Below are 26,765 nucleotides of genomic sequence, written 5' to 3' on the forward strand. Positions count from 1 at the left end.
GAGCGAAACATAAAACCGTGGCGAAGCCCTCTTCGCCGAAGAGACGGCCATCTACAGCGGCGAGCCATGCTATTTGTGGTTCCTGCTAACTTGCTCACCCTTTTGGCTGGACTTACGCGGTTCGCACTTCATATAATCACGCAGCTCAAGACCGCCGTACTCCATGCTAGGTGTCCATTTTGCAAATTAAACGAGTACACACTCTATGAATAAACAACCCAAACAGCTGCAAAAACTGTTACTTTTTCAGTTAGCGGGCTCACGTTTATTTGGCTTAGGCACGCTAAAAATTCGCGAAATCATGCCCCTACCGCACCTGACTAAGCTACCCAGCAGCCAAAGTACAGTCATAGGTACGGCGACGTTTCGCGGTGCCGCCTTGCCGGTGATTGATATGGCCGCCGCCATCGGTTACAAGCCACTTACGGCGGAAGAACGCGCTACCGCGTCCGTCATCGTCACCGATGTGAATCGTAAAGAGATTGGCTTTATGGTGCGCAAGGTGCAGCGGATCGTGGAAACAGACTGGAAAGATGTGTCCCCGCCGCCCAAAGCCCTAGGCAAGAATGCTTTTATTACCGGCTTAGTGACTATCAATGAAGAATTGATCCAGTTGCTGGATTTAGAGCTGTTATTGGCAAAAGTTTATCCGGAGTCATTAAGCAGCAAAGATGTGTTGCTCAACGACATGGAAGTGGAAACATTACGCGGCTTATCAATCTTGCTGGTGGATGACTCCATAGTGGCGCGCAAGCAATTGAGTGATGTGCTAGACCGTAAAAATATCGGCTATCAGGTAACTCACGATGGCAGTGATGCCATGGTGCGTATCTTAGAGGCGCAAACCAGCGGCAGGCCGGTAGATATTCTGGTGAGCGACATAGAAATGCCCGGACTTGACGGTTACGAGCTGGCTTTTCAAATTCGCAACAATCCTAGCCTAGCTCAACCTTGGATTATTTTGCACTCGTCATTGAGCAGCGAGATGAGCCTCAGTTATGCGGAGCAAGTAGGCGCCGATAGAGCCTTAACTAAATTCGATGCCCACGAGCTATTACACACCATGCTTATCGCCGCCGCCGAACGAAAAAAGCGGCAAAGTAACCTGTGAATAGCAAAAGGGAAAGAGTGAAGAGGACGACATAAGACTGACACATTTCTTTGAAGTAACTTTTTGAAGCCACTGTGTCCTAGTTTGTTCCCTTCACCCTTTACCCATCCCCCTTCACAGTATTTGCTTGTTAGATGCCGTACTGCTGGCGATATGCTTGCACGCGCACTAGGTGCTCGGCCATGGCCGGTTGCTCGCTTAAGTACTCGACCAAGTCGGCCAGCGAAATAATGGCGGTGACTTGTGCATTATAATCACGCTCAACTTCTTGAATGGCCGATAACTCGCCTTTGCCTTTTTCTTGGCGATCTAGGGCGATCAGCACACCGGCTAAACTCGCGCCATTAGCAGCTATGATGTCCATCGACTCACGAATCGCAGTGCCTGCCGTGATCACGTCATCCACCAACATAATGCGCCCTTGCAGCGGACTACCCACTAAGTTGCCACCTTCGCCGTGAGTTTTGGCTTCTTTACGGTTAAAGCAGTAAGGCACGTCTTGGTCGTGTATTTCTGCTAACTGTACGGCGGTGGCGCTGGCGATGGGAATACCTTTGTAGGCGGGGCCAAACAGCACGTCATATTGAATCTTAGCATCCACCAAGGCCGCCGCGTAAAAACGACCTAAACGGGCCAGGTCGCGGCCGCTATTAAACAAGCCCGCATTAAAGAAGTAAGGGCTAATACGACCGGATTTCAGGGTGAATTCGCCGAACTTAAGCACATCTTTGCTCATGGCGAACTCAATAAACTCACGCTGATAAGCTTTCATCGATTTTCTCTCAATATTTTATTTAATTCGTGATACATATGTTTATCACTGACATTACAGAACATTTTTCACGCCAAGCACGGGTGAAAAGTGAGGTGTGAAACGTAAGGAGTGAGGGGTAAACACACAGCCTGATGACGAGGTCTTATGGGTAACTCCTCACACTTCACGACTTACCCCTTACGGTTTTTAACCCGCAATAGCCTGACGCTGAATCGCCACCAGCTCATCAATCGACTTACGTGCCAAGGCCAGCATTGCCAACAACTGCTCATGGGTAAAAGGTGCGCCTTCGGCGGTGCCCTGCACTTCAATCATGTTACCTTCGGCGGTCATCACCACGTTCATATCGGTTTCGGCCGCCGAGTCTTCAGTGTATTCCAAATCCGACACCGCTTGGCCGTCAACCATGCCTACCGAAATGGCCGCTACCAGCGTTTTCATCGGATCTGTGGTGATCATGCCTTTCGCCTTCATCCACGCCAGCGCTTGGGCCAATGCCACACAAGCGCCGGTAATAGCGGCGGTGCGGGTGCCGCCGTCCGCTTGGATCACATCACAATCCACCACTATGGTGTATTCGCCTAACTTATTGAGATCCATGGCGGCACGCAGTGAGCGACCAATCAGGCGCTGAATTTCCATGGTGCGGCCGCCTTGCTTGCCGCTGGCGGCTTCGCGGTTCATGCGGCTGTGGGTCGAGCGCGGCAGCATGCCATATTCTGCCGTTACCCAACCTTGGCCTTTGCCACGTAAGAAACGTGGCACGCCTTTTTCGACTGAGGCGGTGCACAGTACCTTGGTGTGACCAAACTCTACCAGCACAGAGCCTTCCGCATGGCGGGTATAATTAGAAGTGATGGTAACGGCGCGCATTTCATCAACCGCGCGGCCGCAGGCTCGTGTAGACATGGTATTCTCCAATGAGGATAAATCGCGCGCACTGAGGCGTTAGCGATTTTTATAAAGACGCCATTATAAAGAAACTACCTGCGCATTGCATGTGCCCACCATTGCCGCCGGTCGGTGGCGGTGTCACACTTAAGCGCTTCACGTGCAACTAGCTTTACATACCACTAATAATGAGAGCCACATGATCCACAGTATGACCGCCTATGCGCGACAAGAATTCAAACAAGATTGGGGCACCGCCGCTTGGGAGATCCGCTCCGTTAACCAACGCTACCTAGAAACCTATACTCGCCTACCCGAGCAGTTTCGTAGTCTAGAGCCGCTAGTACGCGAGAAGCTGCGCGCCCGTTTACAGCGTGGCAAGGTAGAATGCGGCCTACGCTTTGAGTCTAATTTGGCTAACCAAGGCCAACTGCAAATGAATAAAGCACTGGCCAAACAACTGATTGAAGGCGCCGACTGGGTAATGGAAGAAGCCGGCCAAGGCGCCTTAAATCCGGTGGATATTTTACGTTGGCCCGGCGTGATGGAAGCGCAAACCCAAGATATGGACGCGCTAAGCAATGAGCTGATCGCCTGCCTAGATAAAGTGGTCGATGACTTTCTCGATGCTCGCGCCAGCGAAGGCGACAAGCTGAAAGAGCTGATTGAGCTGCGCTTAAGCGGCATAGAGCAAGAAGTGGATAAAGTGAAAACGCAAATGCCTGCCATCATGGCTTGGCAGCGTCAACGCCTACAAGACCGCTTTGAAGAAGCCAAGATTGAGCTAGACCCGCAGCGTGTCGAGCAAGAAATGGTGTTATTGGCACAAAAAGTGGATGTCGCCGAAGAGCTAGATCGCTTAGTGACCCACATCGGCGAAACGCGAAAAATCTTAAAAAAAGGCGGCGCCTGCGGCCGTCGTTTGGACTTTATGATGCAAGAGTTCAACCGCGAGTCTAATACGCTGGGCTCAAAGTCGATCAGCACCGATATCACTAATTCCGCAGTAGAAATGAAAGTATTAATCGAGCAAATGCGCGAGCAAATTCAAAATATCGAGTAATAGCCTGCGCATTATCGGCCTATTACTCAACCAGACTAAGCCCCTATGCTGGGGCTTTTTTATGCGCATAGCAAAGCGACTGCGTGAGAGCATTAAAGTAATACAGATGTTAATTTAGTATCCTTTATTCTGTAAGTAGAACGGCATAACAGATGTAGAATCGAAAAAGATATTTTTTTCATTTCCACATCTGTTATACCGATCTACTTAAGATGACACCTGTACAAGCGACTCACTTAGGAGAGTGTTAATAAAAGAAGCACAGATCAGCCTGCGCAACCCAGCGTTTTACCCCGCAATATATGTATATTGAAGATTTTATGCTGCGCCATATTGAAAAAAGACAGTTTTATATACCAACCTTACCGTTTTATACAAGAGCACACTAAGCCTCAGCAGGCCTTAATGAAAAGGCTTCGTATGTATCTCATCATGGTTATCGAACCACCGTTTTCGTTTAATAACTCGGTTTAACCGAGCTTTTAGGCAGGAAAAAACTGATAGAACCGAAGCTAGCACCCGATCATAATGCAATTTGCGTGGAGGGCACTTCCGCAGCAAGCTATAGTTATTTTTGATTGGCCGTTGTCTTTACAACGGCCATTTTTTTTAGGCTCGCATTCTGGTAAACTTTGCCGCCCTTGGTTCCAGCCCCGCTCGGCGCTGGCAGATAATCCCGAACGGGCATAACACTATGGCGCACTGTGGTACCTTATTTATTCTTTCTTCTCCTAGTGGCGCAGGCAAATCCAGCCTGATCCGCGGCCTGCTCGATCGCCCCAGTGTCGATGGCATGTTGCAGGTTTCCGTCTCTCATACCACGCGCGCGGCGCGGCCCGGTGAAGTAGACGGCATTCATTATCACTTTATCGATCAGTCGGCCTTTAAAGAGCTGATTGAACGTGGTGCTTTTTATGAGTGGGCCCAAGTATTTGATAACTACTATGGCACCTCACGGGAGTGGATAGATGAACAGCTAGAAAAAGGTATCGACATCTTGCTCGATATCGACTGGCAAGGTGCGCGACAAATTCGCGCCCAATCGCCCAGTGCCAAGTCTATTTTTGTCTTGCCACCGAGCCGAGTTGAGCTGGAACGACGCTTAAATGCGCGCCAGCAAGATACGGCCGAGGTAATAAAGGGTAGAATGGACAAGGCGGTGTCAGAAATGTCACATTACGACGAATATGACTACTTGCTGGTTAACGATAACTTTGACCATGCACTGGATCGCCTAAGTGCCATTATTGAGGCCGAACGGGCCAGTACTGAGAAACAAGCCATACGTTTTCAGCACTTGCTTAACGGCCTGCTGGCAGAATAAGCTAAGAACCATTAGAATTTGCACCTTTTTTAATCATTGGAGTCCATTATGGCACGCGTTACCGTTGAAGATGCTGTTGAGCAGGTAGGCAATCGCTTTGATTTAGTGTTAGTTGCTTCCCGTCGCGCTCGCCAACTGGCCACCCAGGGCAAAGACGCACTGGTACCACTAGAGAATGACAAGCCCACCGTTGTGGCACTGCGTGAAATTGAGCTGGGCTTAGTGAACCATGCGATGATGGATATGCAAGATCGCCAAGAGCAGCAAGAAACAGATGCCGCCGAATTGGCCGCCGTAGCGGCGATCGCCGAAGGTCGTTTGCTGTAAGCTAACGTCAAGCGCCCGTTTACTAAAACGGGCCTTACTTTTAGCTAGCATCTTTATCGCTTAATGATCGGGGTATGCATTGTATCTATTTGAATCTCTCAAAGAGCTTGCCTCCAGCTATCTCCCCACCGAGCAGATAGAGCAGCTTACCGCCGCTTATGTGGTGGCCAGAGATGCGCACCAGGGGCAAACTCGCTCTAGCGGCGAGCCTTACATCACCCATCCGGTGGCAGTGGCGCGCATTCTGGCAGAGATGCATCTCGATCATGAAACCCTGATGGCCGCTTTGTTGCACGATGTCATCGAAGACACAACCACCACCAAAATCGCGCTCGCCGAGCAGTTTGGCGAAGCTGTTGCTGAGTTGGTAGAAGGTGTCTCTAAACTCGATAAAATCAAGTTTAGAGATCACAAAGAAGCCCAAACAGAAAACTTCCGCAAGATGGTGTTGGCCATGACCCAAGATATTCGGGTTATCCTCATCAAGCTGGCCGACCGCACCCATAACATGCGGACCCTCGGCTCACTGCGACCAGATAAGCGCCGGCGCATCGCCCGCGAAACTCTTGAAATTCATGCTCCCATCGCTAACCGACTCGGCATTCACAGCATCAAGAATGAGCTGGAAGAATTAGGGCTAGAAGCCTTATATCCGATGCGTACTCGCGTGTTACGCGAGTCAGTACGCCGCGCCCGAGGTAATAGACGCGAAATAATTCAATCTATCTTCGAAGAAGTCAGTGGCCGGATCCAAGATTCGAACATTGACGCCACCGTCTTGGGTCGTGAAAAAAACATGTTCTCCATCTATCACAAGATGGTAAAGAAAGAACTGCAGTTTCACGAGGTCATGGATATCTACGCTTTTCGCGTCATCGTTAAGGATATCGACACCTGTTATCGGGTGTTAGGCCAAATGCATACCTTGTATAAACCAAGGCCTGGTCGTTTCAAAGATTACATCGCCATTCCCAAAACCAACGGTTATCAGTCGTTACATACCTCTTTGGTGGGCCCTCATGGCTTGCCGGTAGAAGTGCAGATCCGTACCGAAGACATGGATCAAATGGCCGATAAAGGCGTGGCGGCACATTGGGCATATAAGCTCGATACCGAGCGTTCGAATACCACGGCACAGGTTCGCGCCGATCGCTGGATGCAAAGCTTATTGGAGTTGCAGCAGAGTGCCGGCTCTTCGTTTGAGTTTATCGAGGGCGTTAAAACCGACCTCTTCCCCGACGAAATCTATGTGTTCACCCCAGAAGGCCGCATCTTAGAGTTACCGTCTGGCGCGACCGCCGTCGACTTCGCCTATGCGGTGCACACCGATATTGGCCATGCCTGCGTGGGTGCTCGCGTCGATCGCCAGCCTTACTCGCTGAGCCAGCGCTTGCACTCAGGCCAAACCATAGAAATTATTACCGCCCCCAGCGCGCGTCCTAATGCGGCTTGGTTGAACTTTGTGGTCACCTCACGGGCACGCACAAAAATTCGCCAGTTCTTGAAGAACTTGCGTACCGAAGAGTCCGTACTACTCGGTAAGCGGTTGCTAAATCACGCCTTGGGCGCGAAAAACATCGAAGACATACCGACTGAGCGCGTTGAGCAAGTATTAAAAGACACCAAGCACGGCTCACTTAACAGCCTGATGGCCGATATTGGTCTTGGCAACGCCATGAGTGTGGTGGTGGCACGCCGTCTGCTGGCTGATGAGAATAAAACACGGAGCGAGCCGAGCAAGACCTTCAAGAAGATGCCCATTCGCGGTGCAGATGACATGTTGCTGACGTTTGCTAACTGTTGCCGCCCTATTCCGGGTGATCCTATAGTGGCGCACATCAGCCCCGGTCGAGGACTAGTGGTGCATCTTGAGTCTTGTAAAAACGTGCGCAGTTACAGTAAAGAGCAAGACAAGTATCTGCCGGTGCAATGGGATATGGAGCAAGATTTCGACTTTGAATTTAAAACCGAAATCGGTATCGAGCTCATTAATCAGCACGGCGCCTTGGCGGCGCTGGCCAACGTTATTGCGGCCACCGGCGCCAATATTCACAATATTGCCACCGAAGAAAAAGACGGCCGTGTCTACTTAGTGGAATTGTTAATTACCACCAAGAGCCGCGTGCACTTGGCCAATATTATGCGCAAAATTCGCGTGACGCCCAACGTGCTAAAAGTATTTCGACTACGTAAATAGCGCTAAACCCGCGGCTGGCCTAAGATAGCCGCACTGGTCAGCCATGAAGTTTTGGCTCTAAAGTTCGTGTTATCAACCTATTACTGCACTTCTTTCCCGTATTTTCCGCACCATAAGTATGCATTTACCGCTAGGAGCCTGTTATGCTCAGTCGTATGTTGTTGCTCGGGGCTTGCCTATTTATGAATTCTCTATTTATAAATACTCTACTGATGAATCAGGCTCTGGCTAGCCCCGTCTTAACTACCAGCAGCCAACTTAAAGAATGGGGCTTGGCGGGCTTAACTGACCGTTTTCAACAACAGGTGAAAACGGGTCAGTTTATGACTAACGATGGCCTCAGTTTACCCTATGGCAAATTAGTTAACCCCCTCCATCAAAAAGCCATTCTCTTGGTTAACGGTCGCACCGAAAGCTACTTGAAGTACCACGAACTCGCGCTCGATTTATTTAATAACGGCTATAACGTCTATTTGTATGATCATCGTGGCCAAGGCTTAGCGCCACGCCTGTTATCAAACCCAGATATGGGCTATGTGGCAAACTTTGACGACTATGTGCAAGATCTCGAGCAATTTGTGCAACAAGTAGTGCTTAATGAACCGGTCGAGCAACTTTATTTATTGTCGCACTCTATGGGCGGCACTATAGCGGCACTTTGGCTTAGCCAAACTCAGGTGCGGTTGCAGGCCGCTGCACTCTCTTCGCCCATGATCGGCATTTACTTAAAACCCCTGCCCCGTTGGCTAGTGACTGGCCTGCTCGCTACCTTAAAGCAGGGCTGTCAGTGGCTAGGCCATGAGGCCTGTTACGCGCCGGGCCAAGGGGATTACCAAGCAAAGCCCTTTAAAGATAATGTGCTCACGCATAGCGAAGCGCGCTATCAGCTGCAGGCCGAGCAATTGCAACTCACGCCCAAGGTCAAACTCGGCGGCGCCACCCTGCATTGGTTGCAACAAGCCTTGAGCGCCGGTGACCAAGCGATCGCCCGAGCAGGCCGCATCACCACACCTATTTTAGTGGTGCAAGCGGGTAACGATAGGGTGGTGGACAATAACGCCCAAGCGCGTTTTTGCCAAGCGCTGCCCGCCTGTTCGGGCGGACAACCTCTCGTGATTAAAAAAGCCGCTCATGAATTATTTTTTGAACGCGACAATCAACGCCGCCAAGCGCTAGAAGCCATCTTCTCTTTCTTTGAGCAATACCCGCCCCCTGCGGGGAGCTCTCAGCCAAGCGCTCAGCGATAAGTAAAAGACCAATCCAAAAACCCACGTTTTAGAGCCATACGCTTTATGCGGCCCGTTAGAGACAAATATCCGCTCTACGAACGTAAGACGTAAGACGTAAGACGTAAGACGTATTTTGGTTTTAATGCGTTTAGATTTTGATATTTTGTCGCAGACAGTTTACAACTGTGCGTTATTAACCATGGTCGCCATATTAGCGACTGCTTGTTCTGTTATGGAGTCATTCCGGTGTCGCATTTATTACGCAATTCTTTGCTTTGCTTGAGCCTATCTTTTGCCCTAAGCGCCTGTCACACGCCCCCTCCAAAGCCGGCACCAGTCAAACCGATAGCGGCGGTAAAAAAGCCTAAACCCGCAGGCCCCCAGCCCTATGAAAACGGCGTGATCAGCGTCCCCGTGAGCCCAGTACAAGCCGTACCGAGCACCTGGTAATGTCCAAGCCGCTTGAGCTGTTTATCGGCATCATGTCTGGCACCAGTCTAGATGGCATAGATGCGGTGCTAATGGCGACCAATGGCACACAGGCCGAGCTAAAAGCCAGCACCCGTAGTCCGTTTGCGCACGATTTGCGCCAGCGCCTGCTGGCGGTCGCCAAAGGGGCGGCCATTAGCGCCAAACACTGGGGTGAATTAGATGCCGAGCTCGGTCAAGCCTATGCAGAAATCGCGCGGCAACTACTACAAGATTCGGACACGGATGCCAGCCAAGTGCGCGCCATCGGCTGCCATGGGCAAACGGTGTGGCATCAACCCTTTGGTGAATTGCCCTTTTCGTTGCAACTCGGCGATGGCAATCGCTTAGCAGCCCTCACCGGCATTATCACCATTAACGATTTTCGCCGTAAAGACATGGCATTTGGCGGCCAAGGAGCACCCTTAGTACCGGCCTTTCACCAACAGGTGTTAGCCGATGCCAAGCGAGTGCGCATAGTGGTGAATATTGGCGGCATCGCCAATATTACCTTGCTCGACCCCGCGCAAGCTGTCATCGGATATGATGTGGGCCCCGGCAATATGCTGCTGGACGTTTGGTGCCAACAGCAATGGGGCCAGCCGTTTGATAAAGACGCCGCCTTTGGCCTGCAGGGCCAAGTAAACACCGACTTATTAACCCGCTTGCTGGCTGAACCTTGGTTGGCGCTACCCGCGCCGAAAAGCACAGGCCGTGAGCTGTTTAGCCCACGCTGGCTGGCCGCTCATTTACAAGAGCACCAGACGCAGTTCTGCGCAATTAATGCGCTAGACGTGCAAGCCACACTGGCAGAATTTAGCGTTCGCGCCATCGTCGACCAAGTGCAAAAGTACTCAATTCACACAGACCTGCCAAGCCAGCTGTTAGTCTGCGGCGGCGGCGGCCATAATCCGTTATTGATGCAGCGTTTAAGTGCGTTATTACCTAATTGGCAGGTAACCACCACCAACAGCGCCGGGGTAGATATGGATGCGATGGAAGCCATGGCCTTCGCTTGGTTGGCTCATCAAACCTTAAACGGTTTGCCGGGTAACTTACCGGCGGTGACGGGAGCCAGCCGACCGGCGATTTTAGGCGCGATTCATTTACCGGGTTAAAGACGGTGAAGGGTGAGATGTAAGGCGTGATGGGCTAATTAAGGGCCACAGCTAGCATCTAAGAAGAGCATTTTTGCCACGGAATACACGGAAAAATAGCGATAATATCTGAAATATTGATGAGCGAGACCTTAGTAGTCTGACGCTTTAGTAGTCAGTCACGCTTGGCGGGATGAAAATTCTCTTCTCGTTATTATATATCTTAATTTTCGTGGATTCTGTGGCGAAAAAGTCTTTAGTTTTTTATGGAGAATTTATTATGGGAACGACTCAAACGTCGACTTCAGATCTGCTCAAAGACTTAGCCAAACTGGCCTCTGAGGGGCGTAATCCAGACACCTTAAATATCGATAAGCTGGGTACGCTCGAGTTGCTCACCACTATTAACACCCAAGACCAGCAAGTACCGCTGGCCGTGGCTCAAGTACTACCCGCCATCACCCAAGCCGTGGATGCGATTGTTGCAGCTTTCCAGCAAGGCGGTCGATTGATTTACATGGGTGCCGGCACCAGTGGTCGCTTAGGCGTGCTGGATGCCTCCGAGTGCCCGCCTACCTTTAGCGTGCCCGCCGATATGGTGATCGGCCTGATTGCCGGAGGCCCAGAGGCCATGTTTCGTGCCCAAGAAGGCGCGGAAGATAATAGGGATCTAGGTGCTGATGACTTGCGCCAGCTCGCGCTAACCAATAAAGACGTAGTAGTAGGCATAGCCGCCAGCGGGCGTACGCCTTACGTATTGGGCGGGCTTGAGTATGCACGCCAGCTTGGTGCCACTACAGTAGCGTTAGCTTGTAATACCGGCTCTGCCATTGGGCAGGCGGCCGACATCGCCATAGAGCCAAACGTGGGCCCCGAGGTAATCACCGGCTCTACGCGTTTAAAGTCGGGTACCGCACAAAAATTGGTGCTGAATATGCTGAGTACAGCCAGCATGATCCGCATCGGCAAGGTGTATCAAAATCTGATGGTCGACTTACATGCCAGCAACTTTAAGTTAGAAGCTCGCGCGCTACGCATCGTAATGCAGGCCACAGCGGCGAGTGAAGATCAGGCGGCGGCGGCACTTAAAGCCGCAGATAATCAGGTGAAACTCGCGATCTTAATGCTGCTTTCTGGCTTAAATAAAGCAGATGCTCAAGCACAATTAACGCAACATAATGGGGTATTAAACAAAGCCATAAGCTTTAAGCTTTAAGCTTTAAGCAATCAGTTAAACATAACCATCGCTTTCACCTTTGGCTTACGGCTTGACGGCTGGCTTCTCTTCTTCCGCTTGGGCTCGCAGTTTTTGCTCACGTTTTTGATACCAGCTGGTCTTAAGGCTAGTCCACCAATCGGCTGACAACTCACCGCCATAGGCTTCAAGCAGCGCTATCACGCGTTCTAGCGTTAAGATGCTGACATCGTACTCGATATCGAGCCAATGCTTACTCACCACCACCTTGGTTACGCCCACTTCTTCATTAAACTCTTTAGCCAGCAGTTCAATTTGTAACTGGTTTAAATTTTCCAGCCGCAGTCGACGACGCACCTGTGTCAGATCTGTGGTGACATCTTTATCGTCAGTATTCATATCCGCTCCTGCAGTGCTTTTAATATCATAAGATAAATCGTTAACGATTAGACCCATACTTACCTGTTAGGCCGTTGCATTGGCCTGCATGCTCAGTCAACATATTGGCTCAGCATTAATAAAAAGCACAGTATAAAATCACTTAAAGCATGCCCACGCTATTCTCAGCCACATCAGCCAAGAGGTCATAATGGACACAACCGTTACCCTAAAAGCCACCACTCACCAGCCTGCTATTGCGCTACCCGCCATCGGCCAAGGCACTTGGTATATGGGTGAAGGCCTAGTCCCGCGCCAAGACGAAGTGCGTGCCCTGCAACAGGGTTTAGATTTAGGCTTAACACTCATTGATACCGCAGAAATGTATGGCGATGGCGGTGCCGAAGAAGTGGTCGGGCAAGCACTTAAAGGTCGCCGCGAACAGGCGTTTTTAGTGTCTAAGGTATATCCGTGGAATGCGGGCAAGCGCAGCGCCATTGCCGCCTGCGAAGCCAGTTTACAACGCTTGAACACCGACTATCTCGACTTATATTTGTTGCATTGGCCGGGCAGCATCCCACTTGAAGAAACTCTTGAAGCATTTGAACAACTGCGGATTGATGGCAAGATCAAGCGCTTTGGCATTTCTAACTTTGACTTAAGCGAAGCTCAGGAGTGGCATGCTTTAAGTGGTTCCTTGACCGGCCAAAGTACAGCCGTTAACCAAGTGCTGTATCACTTAGGCTCGCGCGGCATTGAGCACTCGTTGCGCCCTTGGCAGCGTCAGCAGCAGATACCGACTATGGGTTATTGCCCACTGGCCCAAGGTGGCAGTTTACGCCGCGATTTATTATCTAATAGCGAGCTGCAAGCCGTGGCCAAAGAGCTGAATATCAGCGTACCGCAATTATTATTGGCTTGGGCGATACGCCCGATCGACGGCCAGCGTGATTTAATTGCCATCCCCAAAGCCGTACAGCCCCAGCATGTGCAACAAAATGCCGAAGCCCTTAATATTCAATTGAGTAATGAGGTATTGGCTCGCTTAGATAATGCCTTTCCAGCACCGAATCGCAAGACTTCATTGGATATTGTTTAAGAGCTAGTGAGGAGTGAAGGGTAAAGAGTGAGATGGCAAACACCGAGCAAGACACCCACTTTTTAGGATCTGTTGACCTTTCGAGATGATTTTTTGCAGTAGAAGAACACGGAGCCCACGGAAAAATTAAAGTTAGCACTAAATGCAAAACTTTATGGGCAACACCTTATGGCTATGATGGGTTATCGCTATTTCCGTGTGCTTCCGTGCTTATCTGTAACAGAAAGGTGTAACAGAGATGTGTGACAAACATAGCGTTAAAAAGTTAAACCGCTTGCCCCGCGCACCAACCCGCACTCCAGGCCCATTGAAAGTTATAGCCGCCTAACCAACCTGTTACGTCGACAACTTCGCCGATAAAATACAAATTAGGCACTTTTTTGGCCATCATTGTCTTAGACGACAGCTCATCGGTATCTACGCCGCCTAAGGTCACTTCGGCGGTGCGATAGCCTTCGGTGCCACCGGGCTTAATAGCCCAGCTACTTAGCAAGGCTTCGATGACGGCAATGTCTTTGGGCACATATTGCTTTAGCGGCTTGCTGATGATCTTGGCTTGCGCCCATTCTTCTCTCAAGAATAAAGCCTCTACCAGCCGTTTAGGTAACTGATGCCCCAGCCAAGTTTTCAGCTCTTGATTCGGATGATCCTTGATGCCTTGTGCCAGTGAACCTTTCGGCAACAGCTCAAACAACACGGGCTCGCCAGCTTGCCAGTAAGAAGATATTTGCAATACCGCAGGGCCCGATAGACCTCGGTGCGTAAACAGCAGGTTTTCGCTAAAGTGAGTGCCATCGGCACTGGTCGCCACTACCGGTAATGACACACCGGCTAACGGCTCAAGGGTGGTTTTATCTTCTGGCTGTAAAGTAAAAGGCACTAAGCCGGCACGGGTAGGCAAGACTTTTAAACCAAATTGCTCGGCTAGCTGATAACCAAAAGGCGTGGCGCCAATTTTAGGCATAGATAAGCCGCCGGTAGCCACCACTAATGACTGACAAGTATATGTGTCGCTGACGGTCGCCACGCTAAAGCCTTCGCCCTGATCTGCGTCCTTGCCTTCGCCCGCCGCCAAACGCGTAACCGCACTCACTTGGGCGCGTGAGCTAATGGTCACACCGGCGTCTTTACACTCTTTTAGCAACATATCTATGATATCTTGCGCCGTTTCATCGCAAAATAGCTGACCAAGCGTTTTCTCGTGATAGGGAATGCCATGCTTTTCCACCATGCCTATAAAATCCCACTGGGTGTAGCGGGCTAACGCAGATTTAACGAAGTGCGGATTTTGGCAAAGATAAGCCTTGGGTTCGATATGGTAATTGGTAAAGTTACAGCGCCCGCCGCCGGACATTAAAATTTTGCCGCCAATGCGCTTGGCATGATCCAGCAGCAAGACACGGCGCCCGCGCTTAGCCGCCTCGGCAGCACACATTAATCCGGCAGCACCGGCTCCCAGTACTATCACATCCCAGCTTTTCATATTTTTCCACGCACACTTTGGCAAAGGCGCTATTCTAGCGCCCACACGGCGCGGCGGCTATGCCGACGTCTTATAGCTACAAGCTATACCGACAAACTATGCCCCACTTTCTCACAAGGTTATAATCCGCCCATGAGTAACTATACCTCACCCCATGCCGATACCTTTCTCCAACTGAGCCAACTGCTACGGCTCTCTCGCCACGATTGGCAACAGACACCCTTCAGCTGTACTGAGCTGCCTTGGCCTGAATTAGCCTCGGCCTTGCAGGCACTGGATGAAGATAGGCTGGACAGGCTTGATGAAAACGACCAAGCCGCACTCGCTTGGCTAAGCCAATGGCGACCCCAGCTATTAAACGCCCAGCGGCTGCAATTGCCCGAGCTTACGCGGGCAACCGATTACGCCACGCCGCGTTGGAGTAATGGCATAGGCGGTCGAAAATGGGCACAAATCAAAGATTTTGCCGCCAATATCGGCGCCTCTTCGCTTACCAAGGCAGTACCGATTTTAGAATGGTGTGCCGGTAAAGGGCATTTAGGCAGACTACTTGCCCAGCAAGGGGCATCTCAGGTAACTAGCCTAGAATGGGCAGCCGAGCTGTGCTCTCAGGGCGAAGAGCTAGCCCACCAATTGCAATTGCCCCATAAGTTCGTGTGCGCCGATGCACTAAGCCAAGAGGCGGCTGTGTTATTTAAGCCCCAACAAGTGGCGGTGGCCTTGCATGCCTGCGGCGAATTGCACTTGCGCTTTCTTAACCACGCTGCCGCCGCCGGCACCCGGCAGGTAGCGCTATCGCCCTGCTGCTATCACCTGATTGCCGGTGAGTATTACCAGCCGCTATCCCAGCGAGGCAAAGCGCAAAATTTAAACTTGGACCGCCACAGCTTACGCCTGCCCTTGCAGCAACAAATCACCGGTGGCGAGCGAGTACGCCGCTTGCGCCAGCTTGAGCTCACTTGGCGCTTGGCCTTCGATGAGCTGCAACAAAGTCTCACTGGCAACACCCGTTATCTGCCTTTGCCTAGTTTTCCTAAGCGCTTACTCAGCGCTACTTTTAGCGACTTCGCGGCTTGGGCCTGTAACCAAAAAAATCTACCTATGCCAGCTGTAATAGACGAAGAGCATTGGTTAACCTTGGCCTCCAAGCGACGGCTATTGGTAAAACGCATCGAGTTTGTACGCCACCGTTATCGCTATTTACTGGAATTATGGCTGCTGTTAGATAAGGCCTTATTTTTGGAAGAACAAGGCTATCAAGTGAAACTTGGCCTGTTTACCGACTTGACGCATACGCCGCGCCGTTATCTCTTACAAGCCAACTTACCGGCCTAGTAGTCACCCCAGATGCAATCGCGCTTTATGGTCGTCACGCACAAGAGACGCACGTAATAGTCTTATCTGGATTTAATTATCATTAGCAAACTCGTGATGCAAAATACAGGATTGCCCGTGGATAAAAACGTACGCATATTGCCCCCCAGCGCCTTTGATATAGTAATGATGGTGCTGTCCATCATTTCGGTAGTGCTTATAGTTCTGCATCAGTTTGGCCCCTTTGATGTCGATGAAAAAGAGCTGCTGCTAACGCTAGATACCGGCATTTGCGTGGTGTTACTGAGTCACTTCTTTTACGGTTTATTTAGCTCCCGCAACAAGAAACAATTTTTAGCGATCCACTGGATTGATTTTATCGCTTCTATTCCGGCCATCGATATCTTCCGTTATGGCCGAATTTTCCAAGTGTTACGGGTGCTGCGCATGCTGCGGGTGGCCAATCAGGTGATCCGCTATTTATTAAAAAATAGCGGCAGCACTATGCTAGCATCTATGTTATTGATTTTGCTGGTGGTACTTGGCGGCAGTGCCATTGCTATCTTGATGACTGAAGCAGGCAATCCTGGCTCTAATATCGAAACCGCAGAGGATGCCATCTGGTGGGCCTTGGTGACCATTTCTACCGTGGGCTACGGGGATTATTATCCGGTCACCACAGCGGGGCGAGTGATTTCGGCGTTGGTAATTTTAACCGGCGTTTCTATTTTTGCCGGTATCTCGGGTCTGGTCGCATCCAGCTTATTAACGCCTAGGGCCGAAGAGTCGGATCGCCAGCAACACGCCAACGACACTCAACAGCATCAACAAGTAAAAGAGCATCTTTACAGCTTGCAGCAAGAAGTCTCTCAATTAAGAGTGGAAATAGGCGCATTAACGGAAATGCTTAACAAACGTGAAGGGTAAGGGGGTAAGGGATGAAGCGTTAGGCGCAAAGCAAAGCGGATGCGGCGTATTTGGCTCCTCACACCTTACGCCTCACTCTTCACGATAAGACTATTGGACTAGCCGCTCGCCCTTGTGCTAGAGCCAATGTTTAGCCTATGCTGCCAAAGGTGTGAAATTCCAAGGTGTGAAATTTTAAGTAACTCACGTTTTATCTACTAACGGATTGATAGAGTTATGAAAAAGGAGAACAGCCATGACAGAACCCTATAAGTATAAGCACATACTGGCAGCGGTCGACATGACCGAAAGCAACCGTAAGGTCATCGCCAAAGCCGTGGATCGGGCGCGCGCCAATAACGCCCGGCTGTCGGTTATCCACGTCGACGTGGACTTGAAAGACCTCTATACCGAGATGATCGATATCGACATCGACAATATTCAAGACCAAGTGGTGGCAGACGCCAAGCAGCGGCTTGAGGAATATATAGGTGCTATCGATTATCCGATAGAGAAAAAGCTAGTGATTTGCGGCGATCTGGCTCTCAAAGTCAACGAAGCCGTAGACGTGCACGGCATAGATCTGCTGATTTGCGGCCATGAGCAGAGTTTTTGGAGCCTGCTCACTTCTTCTGCTCGCCAGCTGATGAACACAGTGCCTTGTGATCTGTTGGTGGTGCCCCTGCCGAAGAATAAAAAATAACCCGCACTATTAATCGTACTATCGATAGTACTATCAACCGCACTTAAGGCGATGGCCGCAAGCTGTCGCCTACTTCTGTTAATAACTGCCTAAACCAAATCAATGCCGGATCAAATTCAGTTAACGGATGCTGAGCCAGTACATAGGTGCTGAGCAGTGGCTCGCTTAATTGATGCTGTTGCAGCGGATAAAAATGGCAAAAATCCCGGGCGATTAATTCCGGCACCATAGCCAAATAGCGCCCCGTCGCCAACAGCTTAGGTAGCGCTTCAAAGCTTGGTACCCACACCGCAATCGGCCGCTCTAAGCCTTTTTTCTTCAGCCAGTTTTCTACTAAGGTCTGATTATGACCCCAGGTAGACGTAGACACGTGGCTCCAGCTCACCAGCTGCTCGGCGCTTAATCGCGCGGGTAAATCACTGCCCTGCGCCGACAAACACACCATGGCATTATCAAACCAAGGTTCAATTTTTAGTCGGCTTGATAAATGTTCACCACTGGCAAAAGCCACCACAAAATCCATACCGCCGCGAGATAGGTTATCTTCATAATCTGAATGTACTAACTCTGTCACCGCCAAACGACACGCAGGCGCGCGCTGATTTAATAACTCCACCAACAAAGGAACGGCGCCGTGTTCAATAGATGAAGGCACGGCAATACGAAAGGTGCGCGCCGACACTGCCGGATCAAAGCTGGCGGATTGGCGAATACCTTGTTCCAGCAACATCAAGGATTGGCGCACCGGTGCCGCCAACGCCAGTGCTCTTTGGGTGGGACGCATTTCTTTGCGCGTCATCACAAACAAGGGATCGTCTAGGGCTTGGCGCAAGCGGCCCAGCGCATGGCTAACCGTAGACTGAGATAAGTTGAGCTGTTCGGCGGCACGCGTCACATTACGGCTGTGCATCAGCACATCAAATACCCGCAATAAATTGAGATCTAGCCGTTGATATAGGTTATCCATCGATATTGACCATAGCTTTATGATGATAATTCATTTTTTACATGGGCTATCTGACCATAGAATGCGCCCCAGAAACAAGTTTATCGTCGGTGTGATGAAGTAATTCATACGCCCGTCAGACGACCAAGGTTCTGGGCACGGTGGCATCATGGGGGGTACTGCCTGTCTATTGCGGTTAGCGAATTATTCGAGGTAATTCGATAAGCGTAATAACAACAGAATAATGACTGTCTGACGGCGTAAGTAATCACGCTGACAACCTATTTGGGCTTAAGCCCTACCGTTCTGCGTGTGGTATTAACCACCTTATTTAGGGACGTCATACCTTTTATGACACACCTTTCATGGTTCCCTGGCCGATGCATTGCATCGGCTTTTTTTATGCCTTTTTTTAACTAGCACCAGATAAAGACTAAAAATTTTTTTGCCACGGAAGAACACGGAACGCACGGAAGAGGTCAAAATCGGTAAATGACAAGAGCTTTAGATTTGTAAGATCTAAGATCAGGGTTCGATATTTTTTAGCCGAATACTGGCGGCTTAACGCTGATAGCCGCCCAGCGTCGAAGTTTTGGCCTTAACCATAAAATCACTTTTCGCTCTTATCTCTATTTTTCCGTGGATTTCGTGGATTCTGTGGCAAAAATGCCTTTATATTTTATCTTGTGGGTTTTGTCGTTGTCCTTTAACTGACAGCTGACCGCTTACCGCTGTTTCTTTGCTATTATCGCGCCTATCTTTATCAACTTCCGGCTAATTTATGCCTTATCTCGTTGCCGTTACCCTATTGTGGGCCTTCTCGTTTAGCTTAATTGGCGTTTATCTGGCCGGTCACGTAGACAGCTATTTCTCGGTCGTTAGCCGCGTGTTCTTAGCCACTTTGCTATTTTTACCGTTTTTATCTTGGCGCCAGCCGCCTCGCTTGGCATTAGGCATTATGGGCTGCGGCGCACTGCAGCTGGGGGTGATGTATTTGTTTTACTACCAGTCTTTTTTGCTACTCAGCGTACCAGAAGTGCTGATTTTCACCGTGCTCACGCCTATCTATGTCACCCTCATTTACGACCTGCTACACAAGCGCTTTAATCCCGGCTACTTACTTACCGCTGCACTCGCCGTATTAGGCGCGCTGGTGATCCGCTTCGATGCGTTAAGCAAGGATTACTGGCTGGGTTTTGCGGTAGTACAAGGAGCGAATCTGTGCTTTGCACTCGGGCAGGTGGGCTACAAGGTACTGTTGGAGCGCTATCAACCTGCTGCACCGCAACACAAACTTTTTGGCTACTTCTATCTGGGAGCCTTAAGCGTAGCGTTGCCCGCTTGGTGGCTGTTAGGTAGCACACTTTATCCCAGCACTAACCTGCAATGGGGTATCTTGCTGTGGCTAGGCTTGGGCGCCTCGGGTTTGGGATATTTTTTGTGGAATAAAGGCGCGACTTTAGTCAATGCTGGCGCACTGGCGATCATGAACAACGCCTTAGTGCCCGCAGGTTTGTTGGTCAACTTGCTGCTCTGGAGCCAAGAAGCCGATTTACTGCGCTTAAGTTTAGGCGGCGCCATCTTGCTAGCTTCATTAACACTCAATCAAGGTTTACTTAAACTCAGGCGGTATTAAACCTAAGATCCAGATCACGGTCTGAGCTTATCAAACTTACAAAATCACAACCTTGTGCACTGCAGCATGGAAATAGTGCTGCTGCGCCCTACACTGTTCGATAAGAAGTATTACTAGGAGAAGATCATGTTTAATGCACTGCTGTTAGAACAATCCGGTAAAGACACACTTGCTCGCGTACAGCGTCTTAACGAAAATCAGCTCACCCAAGGCGACGTACTGGTAAGGGTCGACTATTCCAGCCTCAACTATAAAGATGCTTTGGCCATTACCGGCAAAGGGAAAATCGTTCGCCAATGGCCCATGGTGCCCGGTATCGATTTTGCCGGCACAGTGTTGACCTCGGATCATCCAGACCACAGCATTGGCGATGAAGTTATTCTCACCGGCTGGGGCGTGGGCGAGCAACATTGGGGCGGCATGGCAGAAAAAGCCTGCGTGAAAGGGGAATGGCTGGTGCCACTGCCCGGCACCATGAGCGCCAAACGTGCCATGGCCATCGGCACCGCCGGCTTAACTGCCATGCTATCTCTGATGGCACTGGAGCATGCTGGCATTAAACCCGGCCAAGGCCCTATTCTGGTCACCGGCGCCACCGGTGGCGTGGGATCTGTCGCCGTACGGCTGCTGGCCAAAGCCGGCTTTGAAGTACATGCCGAAACTGGCCGCCGACAGCACAGCGACTGGCTGAAAGAGCTGGGTGCCAGCGAGGTTATCGAGCGCGCCGAGTTTGATAAAGAGCCTGCCGCATTAGAATCTCAGCGCTGGGCCGGTGCCATAGATGCGGTAGGCGGTCGCACTCTGGCCAGAATTTTGAGCCAAACCAAAATGCACGGCGCCGTTGCCGCCTGCGGCTTGGCAGGTGGCGTGGCGTTAAATACCACCGTTATGCCGTTTATTTTACGCGGCGTGCAACTGCTGGGTATCGATTCGGTATATATCTCGAAAGAGCAGCGTATTAACGCATGGCAGCGACTACAGATCAGCCTACCGCAGGACTTTGAAGAGCAGTCAACGGTTTACACTCTAGAGCAAAGTATTACTGCCGCGCACGATCTACTAAACGGCAAACTCAAGGGGCGAGCGCTGATACAGCCTTAACTACAGCTATCAGCGGTAAGCTTTCAGCCATCGGCTTTTAACCATCAGTCAAAGACAAAGCAAACAACCGTCGTGCAGATTGCCCATACGCTGGCAGCCTGCACGGCTTACTGACAGCTGATGGCTTATCGCTTGGCTTAAGTTTGTATAACAAACTCAAGTCAACCGTTATAAGATAACAAAATTATTGCGGACATTAGCGGACATCATAATGAGCACTGCTGTTACCACCCACCTCGTCATGGGCTTCCTCGGCACCGGAAAAACCACACTGCTGCGTCATTTATTAGCCAACAAACCTGAGCATGAGCGTTGGGCAATTTTAGTAAACGAGTTTGGTGAAGTGGGCATAGATGGCGCCTTATTGACCGAACAAGGCGCCACTATCAAAGAAGTTCCCGGTGGCTGCTTATGCTGCGTGTCTGGCCTGCCCTTTCAAATTGGCCTGAATGCACTGCTGCACAAGGCCAAACCAGATCGCTTGTTTATCGAACCCAGCGGCTTAGGCCACCCCAGTCAGATCTTAAAAACCCTCACCAATGAGCATTATCAAAACGTACTGCAACTGGGTGCTACCTTCTGCGTGGTCGACCCACGCCAATGGGCGAATACCCGCTACCAAGAGCACGAGACCTATCAAGATCAGCTAGCGCTGGCAGATGTACTGGTGCTTAACAAAACCGACCTCAGCGCGCCAGAGCTTGTGGCTAACTTAGAGGCCGCCATCGGCAAAGGTTTGTTTGCCGGCCAAGCGCCGCAGCAGTGCGTTACCGTGAGCCAAGGCCAGCTAGATCCAGCATGGCTGCAAGCGCCCCACCATAGCGAACGCAAAGCCGCCAGCCCTCAAGCTCATGCCAGTAACAGCCCTCGCCCGCTGGTCGCCAGCCCAGAGCCGCGCTTAAGTCGCGCTCAGCCGTGGCGGCGTTACAGCAACCTAGGTCAAGATCATTATTCGGTGGGCTGGCGCTTTCTCGATGAAGTCTGTTTTGATTTGCACAAAGTAGAGCACTTTTGCCGCTCACTTAACGTCACGCGCTTAAAAGCCGTGCTAAACACCGCAGACGGTTGGTGGGCCTTTAATAAGGTGGATGACCAGCTCAGCGTATATCGCATAGCCCCGCAAAAAGAAGGTCGCCTTGAGCTTATTGACCTCGATCCCTTGCCCGCCCAACAGCTGCAAAAAACGCTACTGGCGACCTTAGACTGACCGCTATGCGCTTTACGCCGTACGTCACAGAAAAAAACAGCCGTTAGTTTTTAGGCTGACAGCTTACGGCTGTGCTTATCATAAAACTGTCACTTCTATCACTTACCTTAGCCAACAACTTCGCTTATTAAGGTCTAGCTGATGAAAGTGTCGGTGTTCTCTTGGGTGTCCTCATTATTACTGACTGCACTGGCGCTGATGTTTGCCGCCAGCTTATATTTGGCCGATCACAGATTACGCCAAGGTGAAGAGCTAAGAGCCGAGGTAGAGCAGTTAAGCCGCATTGCTAATATCGACTTGTATCGCACCATTAGTCGTTATTTAACCACAGGCGATAACAGTTTACTGACTACGGCCGGTCTTCAAGTAGACGCCATTAGCACTGAGCTAGAAAAATACCCCAACGCCCAAGCGGCACAACAGGCGGTCGCGCTCTTAGCACAACAACTGGATCAAGACTTTAGGGCGGCGGGCAAATTATCCGCTAATAGCCAGCAGCTACTGCAACACGCAGAACAAGAATTAGCCGACCAACTGAGAGCCCTGCTACGCTACGCCAGCCAAGCAGACTCATCTGATAACGACACTAACCAGAGATTGGCTGCCCAATATGAAAGCCACGCCACGGCCATGCTGGCAGCTCTGCCTAAGCTTATCCATTTGCGGCAAGGCTACATAAATAATCCAAGTGAGCCTCTTAAGGCCGCACTCGATTTTCAACTCAATGAACTCAATCAAGCCGCCAGCAAACTGGCAGCCCTGCCCTTGATCGGCATGTATCAGGCAGTTGAAACTGACGAGTTTGCCCTGCGTAAACCTAAGCCCATAGAAATAGGCGAAGCACCCAAGCGAGAAGCGCTAAGCCTACTGAAGCGCTATCCCAAAGAACTGCACAACACCAGCGAAAACCTAGCGCTACACGCCCAAGCCACCACCACATTGAACGCCAGCTTGAGTGCCATAGAGCAAGAGCTAGATCTGCTGGTTGATGCCCAAGAAAGCGCCCGTCTTAATCAGTATCACCAGCTGAGCCTATTATTATTTGGCCTGTGTGTGGCACTGCTGTTATTTGCACTGCTCAGCTATGGTTTTCAACGCCAATTAGTGGTGCAGCGGCTGCATCAACTGAGTGACGCCTTTGCCCGTTTGCTGCACACCGGCCAATTAACACCCCTCATCGTTAGCCACCCTAACAGCGAATTAGGTCAAATTGCCGACAGCTTTAATGGCTTGATCAGCCAACTGCAAGCCCAGCAACATGCCAGAGCCGAGCAACTGCGCCATGTGTCCGGCGCCTTAGAGCACATGGTAAAAGAGGTGCAAGATATTCAGCAACATACCCAAACGACCGATCACACCATGAGTGGCAGCGTGCAAATGGTGGATGAACTGAATCGTCTTGCCCAACAAATGCGCCAAGCCAGCGATCAGATAGCCATGACGGCGCGAGATAATCTGAAGGCCATGAGCGTGAGTAAAGACAAAGTGGAGCAACTGGTGCACACCGCCCAACAAAGCCAAGATGCCGCTCACAGTGGCCAACAAGCGATAGACTCATTAACGCACTCTGTGAATGATGCGGCGGCCATTATTGGCGTGATCCAACAGATTGCCGAGCAAACTAACTTACTGGCTTTGAATGCGGCGATTGAGGCCGCACGAGCCGGCGCACATGGCCGTGGCTTTGCGGTGGTCGCCGATGAAGTGCGTAAATTATCTGGCAACACCCAAGGATCTTTAAGTGAAATCAGCGCGATTTTGGAGCGCTTACGTTTGGCCAGCAATCAGCTCAATCACACCATCAGCAACATGATGCAAGGGGCGCAAACTCAACATCAGCAAGCCCAAGCCTTGATGGCCGTAACCGAGCAAGTGCGCACCACCTCACACGCCACCACACTCGTTGCCGAGCAAGGCGCCGGCCACGCAGATAGCCAAGCCGCCGAGCTGAGTCGTTTTATGGGGCTGATGGATGAACTTAAGCTGCAATCTACCCAGGTGTCCCAGCGGGCCGGCCAAGTGGTAGATCGCATTCGCGGCCAGGCCAGCACCATTACCGAGATGCTGACCCCTTCGGGGAGCTATAAGCCATAAGCGGGAAGCGGGAAGCGGGAAGCGGGAAGCGGGAAGCGGGAAGCGGGAAGCGGGAAGCGTATTTTAAAGACTCAAGACTTCTTCGCCACGACTCTTTGCTACGATAAGCACTGAACCCACAGAAAAATTAAGACGCTTAAAATAGACCCTTCTTTGGTAAGACCTTATAAGAACTATAAGTGCGAGATACCGGGGCAAGGCTGCAGAGGACGGTGTGTGATTTTTAGCTGGGCGCCGGGCGCTTAGCGCTCGGCGCTGCTATTAAAGCTTATTAATAGGGATTTTCAAAAAGGTATTACCTTGCTCATCTGCAGGCGGCAATTCGCCGGCGCGAATGTTCACTTGAATGGCCGGTAATATTAAGCGCGGCATGCTCAGAGTAGCATCGCGCTTGTCTCGCATGGCCATAAAGTTGGCTTCATCTATACCGTCGTGCACATGAATATTCTCCGCTTTTTGCTTAGCGACTGTGGTCAGATATTCATGCCCACGGCCCTCTTTGGGATAATCGTGACACACGTAAATATCAGTCTCTGGCGGCAAGGCTAACAAACGCTGAATCGACTGATACAGCTGCTGACTGCTGCCACCGGGAAAGTCACAGCGTGCCGTGCCTAAATCTGGCATAAACAAGGTATCACCGACAAACAGCGCCTGCTCGTTCACCAAATAAGCTAAATCTGCCGGCGTATGGCCTGGGCTATGCAGCACACGAATGTGTAACTGACCCACGTTAAATAATTGCTCGTTGGCAAACAGGCCATCAAACTGGCGACCATCGGCGTTAAATTCTGACTCTAAGGCAAACACCTCGCGAAAGATGCTTTGCACCTGAGTGATGTTCTCGCCTATGCCAATTTTGGCATTAAGCTGGTCACGCAAGAAAGGCGCTGCCGATAGGTGATCGGCATGAGCGTGCGTTTCGAGCACCCAGTCTATAGCGAGCTGTTGTTCGCGCACAAAGTCCAGCTGCTGCTGGGCCAACTTAGTGCTGGTGCGGCCTGCTGCATAATCAAAATTTAATACCGAGTCGATGATTACCCCGTGGCCACCGGCTTGGTCGTACACCACATAGCTAAAGGTCTCGCTGTCTTTTTCTAAGAATGCTTTTACCTTTGGCGCCAGCATCTTAGTTACGTGTGTCATCATGTTCCCTCTGCGTCTTTGCCATTCAGTGTCACCCATCAAACATTAGCATAAGCTAATTTAAAAGAGAGTGATAGCTTACCGTTGCCCGAAAGGCTCAAACAAAAATGCCAAAGCATGAGCTTTGGCATTGTTTGACAGAACACTGACGGTTTAAGACCAACAGCCCTTCAGTTTATTTCTTGCTGGTCACGGCCACGTTAGCACCGATAAACCAAGCGTCTTTATCAATAATGCGACTGGCTTCGGTAAACAAGTCGGCGGTATCTTCATCGCCGGCTTTGCCTGCCAGCTTGATAGCCTCACGCAGGGTTTCGGCCACCACTTTATAGCGCTCGGTTAGGGCTTGAACATGGTCAACAACGGAAGTAATGCCGGTAGGATAAGGAGCCAAAATACTGTCTTTGGCAACGCGTGCCGCCAAACCATTGGGCTCGCCACCCAAGATAACCACGCGCTCGGCAATGTTGTCTGAAATCTCGAGAATACGCACCGTAGTTTCATCGAGCAGTTGATGTACGCCAATAAAACCGGCGCCTTGTAGGTTCCAATGACACTGCTTGCCGGCCAAGGTCAGATCGATAACGTTAGCCAGATTGGCATTGAGAAGTTCGATCATTTTATTGGCAGTCTTGTCGTCTAGTCCGCTTGCGTAACGTTCTCTCATTTTTACACTCCGTATCGAATAATGGTGATTAACCTTGAGTTAGCTTTTCTACCTTTACTGTAAATCGTGAGTTTTAATCTTTTGAGTCTGTTGTATATAGCAAATTGCGTAAAGCTAATTGAGTACGACTGATTTGACACACATTTATACTAGCAGCTTAAAAACGCCTGTTAACCCCTGACAGGAAAATAGTGTGATCGCCCCGTCAGACTCGGTCGCAGCCGATTAACACATAGCGGTACGCCTTACGTTATACGTTATACGTTATACGTTATACGCCGTAAGTTAAGGGCAAAACCGCTAGGGCCTGTGTTTTACGTACCGCGTAAGGCTGGAATGGCCCCGAATAAGTAGACACTTCTTCAGAGTGAGGAAGTGTATGCAATACCGAACCAAGCGTAAATTTAG

Annotated in this window: 23 protein-coding genes; 16 read left to right on the top strand and 7 right to left on the bottom strand. The window is 50.6% G+C overall.

Going from position 1 to position 26,765, the window contains the following annotated elements:
- Positions 1-205: 205 nt before the first annotated feature.
- Entirely contained in the window at positions 206-1,111 is a 906-nt protein-coding gene (locus tag ACEN2G_RS08890) for a chemotaxis protein (RefSeq protein ID WP_442021126.1), read from the top strand.
- 130 nt (positions 1,112-1,241) lie between these two features.
- Here the strand turns inward: ACEN2G_RS08890 and pyrE are convergent, their stop codons facing one another.
- Positions 1,242-1,883: an orotate phosphoribosyltransferase gene (gene pyrE, locus ACEN2G_RS08895; protein ID WP_442021127.1), complete on the bottom strand. Its 642-nt coding sequence runs from the start codon at positions 1,881-1,883 to the stop codon at positions 1,242-1,244.
- A 189-nt stretch (positions 1,884-2,072) separates the two neighbouring features.
- Positions 2,073-2,795 (bottom strand): ribonuclease PH, encoded by a 723-nt coding sequence (gene rph, locus ACEN2G_RS08900; protein ID WP_442021128.1) that lies wholly within the window; start codon positions 2,793-2,795, stop codon positions 2,073-2,075.
- Between the two features lie 181 nt (positions 2,796-2,976).
- Between rph and ACEN2G_RS08905 the strand changes: the two genes are divergently transcribed.
- The 7 genes from ACEN2G_RS08905 to murQ all read left to right on the top strand — a co-directional run bounded on the left by ACEN2G_RS08905 (position 2,977) and on the right by murQ (position 11,698).
- On the top strand, positions 2,977-3,840 hold the full coding sequence (locus ACEN2G_RS08905; RefSeq protein ID WP_442021129.1) for a YicC/YloC family endoribonuclease: 864 nt from the start codon (positions 2,977-2,979) through the stop codon (positions 3,838-3,840).
- Between the two features lie 694 nt (positions 3,841-4,534).
- Complete coding sequence (gene gmk, locus ACEN2G_RS08910) at positions 4,535-5,164, top strand: guanylate kinase (RefSeq protein ID WP_442021130.1); 630 nt, start codon at positions 4,535-4,537, stop codon at positions 5,162-5,164.
- Positions 5,165-5,212: 48 nt separating this feature from the next.
- A complete protein-coding gene (gene rpoZ / locus ACEN2G_RS08915; protein ID WP_442021131.1) occupies positions 5,213-5,491 on the top strand; it encodes a DNA-directed RNA polymerase subunit omega in 279 nt (92 codons plus the stop codon).
- A 79-nt stretch (positions 5,492-5,570) separates the two neighbouring features.
- Positions 5,571-7,688, top strand: coding sequence for a bifunctional GTP diphosphokinase/guanosine-3',5'-bis pyrophosphate 3'-pyrophosphohydrolase (gene spoT, locus ACEN2G_RS08920; RefSeq protein ID WP_442021132.1), 2,118 nt, complete (start codon positions 5,571-5,573; stop codon positions 7,686-7,688).
- A 182-nt stretch (positions 7,689-7,870) separates the two neighbouring features.
- On the top strand, positions 7,871-8,935 hold the full coding sequence (locus tag ACEN2G_RS08925) for an alpha/beta fold hydrolase (protein WP_442021133.1): 1,065 nt from the start codon (positions 7,871-7,873) through the stop codon (positions 8,933-8,935).
- A 431-nt stretch (positions 8,936-9,366) separates the two neighbouring features.
- Positions 9,367-10,503: an anhydro-N-acetylmuramic acid kinase gene (locus ACEN2G_RS08930; RefSeq protein WP_442021134.1), complete on the top strand. Its 1,137-nt coding sequence runs from the start codon at positions 9,367-9,369 to the stop codon at positions 10,501-10,503.
- A 259-nt stretch (positions 10,504-10,762) separates the two neighbouring features.
- On the top strand, positions 10,763-11,698 hold the full coding sequence (gene murQ / locus ACEN2G_RS08935; RefSeq protein WP_442021135.1) for an N-acetylmuramic acid 6-phosphate etherase: 936 nt from the start codon (positions 10,763-10,765) through the stop codon (positions 11,696-11,698).
- A 45-nt stretch (positions 11,699-11,743) separates the two neighbouring features.
- Here murQ and ACEN2G_RS08940 read toward each other — a convergent pair whose 3' ends face one another.
- Positions 11,744-12,076, bottom strand: coding sequence for a hypothetical protein (locus ACEN2G_RS08940; protein WP_442021136.1), 333 nt, complete (start codon positions 12,074-12,076; stop codon positions 11,744-11,746).
- Between the two features lie 190 nt (positions 12,077-12,266).
- On the opposite strand from ACEN2G_RS08940, the gene ACEN2G_RS08945 reads away from it, so the two are divergent.
- Positions 12,267-13,154: an aldo/keto reductase gene (locus ACEN2G_RS08945; RefSeq protein WP_442021137.1), complete on the top strand. Its 888-nt coding sequence runs from the start codon at positions 12,267-12,269 to the stop codon at positions 13,152-13,154.
- A 265-nt stretch (positions 13,155-13,419) separates the two neighbouring features.
- On the opposite strand, the gene ACEN2G_RS08950 is transcribed toward ACEN2G_RS08945, so the two are convergent.
- Complete coding sequence (locus tag ACEN2G_RS08950) at positions 13,420-14,637, bottom strand: NAD(P)/FAD-dependent oxidoreductase (RefSeq protein ID WP_442021138.1); 1,218 nt, start codon at positions 14,635-14,637, stop codon at positions 13,420-13,422.
- Between the two features lie 132 nt (positions 14,638-14,769).
- Between ACEN2G_RS08950 and ACEN2G_RS08955 the strand changes: the two genes are divergently transcribed.
- The 3 genes from ACEN2G_RS08955 to ACEN2G_RS08965 all read left to right on the top strand — a co-directional run bounded on the left by ACEN2G_RS08955 (position 14,770) and on the right by ACEN2G_RS08965 (position 17,560).
- Positions 14,770-15,972: a methyltransferase gene (locus ACEN2G_RS08955; protein ID WP_442021139.1), complete on the top strand. Its 1,203-nt coding sequence runs from the start codon at positions 14,770-14,772 to the stop codon at positions 15,970-15,972.
- 117 nt (positions 15,973-16,089) lie between these two features.
- A complete protein-coding gene (locus ACEN2G_RS08960; RefSeq protein WP_442021140.1) occupies positions 16,090-16,878 on the top strand; it encodes a potassium channel family protein in 789 nt (262 codons plus the stop codon).
- A 235-nt stretch (positions 16,879-17,113) separates the two neighbouring features.
- Positions 17,114-17,560, top strand: coding sequence for a universal stress protein (locus tag ACEN2G_RS08965; protein ID WP_442021141.1), 447 nt, complete (start codon positions 17,114-17,116; stop codon positions 17,558-17,560).
- 43 nt (positions 17,561-17,603) lie between these two features.
- Here the strand turns inward: ACEN2G_RS08965 and ACEN2G_RS08970 are convergent, their stop codons facing one another.
- Positions 17,604-18,527 (bottom strand): LysR family transcriptional regulator, encoded by a 924-nt coding sequence (locus ACEN2G_RS08970; protein ID WP_442021142.1) that lies wholly within the window; start codon positions 18,525-18,527, stop codon positions 17,604-17,606.
- Positions 18,528-19,287: 760 nt separating this feature from the next.
- Here ACEN2G_RS08970 and ACEN2G_RS08975 point away from each other — a divergent pair.
- From ACEN2G_RS08975 to ACEN2G_RS08990, 4 genes are all read left to right on the top strand, one after another.
- Complete coding sequence (locus ACEN2G_RS08975; protein ID WP_442021143.1) at positions 19,288-20,142, top strand: carboxylate/amino acid/amine transporter; 855 nt, start codon at positions 19,288-19,290, stop codon at positions 20,140-20,142.
- A 126-nt stretch (positions 20,143-20,268) separates the two neighbouring features.
- Positions 20,269-21,243, top strand: coding sequence for an acrylyl-CoA reductase (NADPH) (acuI, locus tag ACEN2G_RS08980; RefSeq protein WP_442021144.1), 975 nt, complete (start codon positions 20,269-20,271; stop codon positions 21,241-21,243).
- A 211-nt stretch (positions 21,244-21,454) separates the two neighbouring features.
- Positions 21,455-22,450 (top strand): CobW family GTP-binding protein, encoded by a 996-nt coding sequence (locus ACEN2G_RS08985; RefSeq protein WP_442021145.1) that lies wholly within the window; start codon positions 21,455-21,457, stop codon positions 22,448-22,450.
- A gap of 141 nt (positions 22,451-22,591) precedes the next feature.
- A complete protein-coding gene (locus tag ACEN2G_RS08990) occupies positions 22,592-24,544 on the top strand; it encodes a methyl-accepting chemotaxis protein (RefSeq protein ID WP_442021146.1) in 1,953 nt (650 codons plus the stop codon).
- A gap of 261 nt (positions 24,545-24,805) precedes the next feature.
- On the opposite strand, the gene ACEN2G_RS08995 is transcribed toward ACEN2G_RS08990, so the two are convergent.
- On the bottom strand, positions 24,806-25,693 hold the full coding sequence (locus tag ACEN2G_RS08995; protein WP_442021147.1) for an MBL fold metallo-hydrolase: 888 nt from the start codon (positions 25,691-25,693) through the stop codon (positions 24,806-24,808).
- Positions 25,694-25,865: 172 nt separating this feature from the next.
- Complete coding sequence (gene dps / locus ACEN2G_RS09000; RefSeq protein WP_442021148.1) at positions 25,866-26,357, bottom strand: DNA starvation/stationary phase protection protein Dps; 492 nt, start codon at positions 26,355-26,357, stop codon at positions 25,866-25,868.
- Positions 26,358-26,765: the final 408 nt, after the last annotated feature.

The organism is Oceanisphaera sp. W20_SRM_FM3 (assembly GCF_052119705.1).
GTDB lineage: Bacteria > Pseudomonadota > Gammaproteobacteria > Enterobacterales > Aeromonadaceae > Oceanimonas.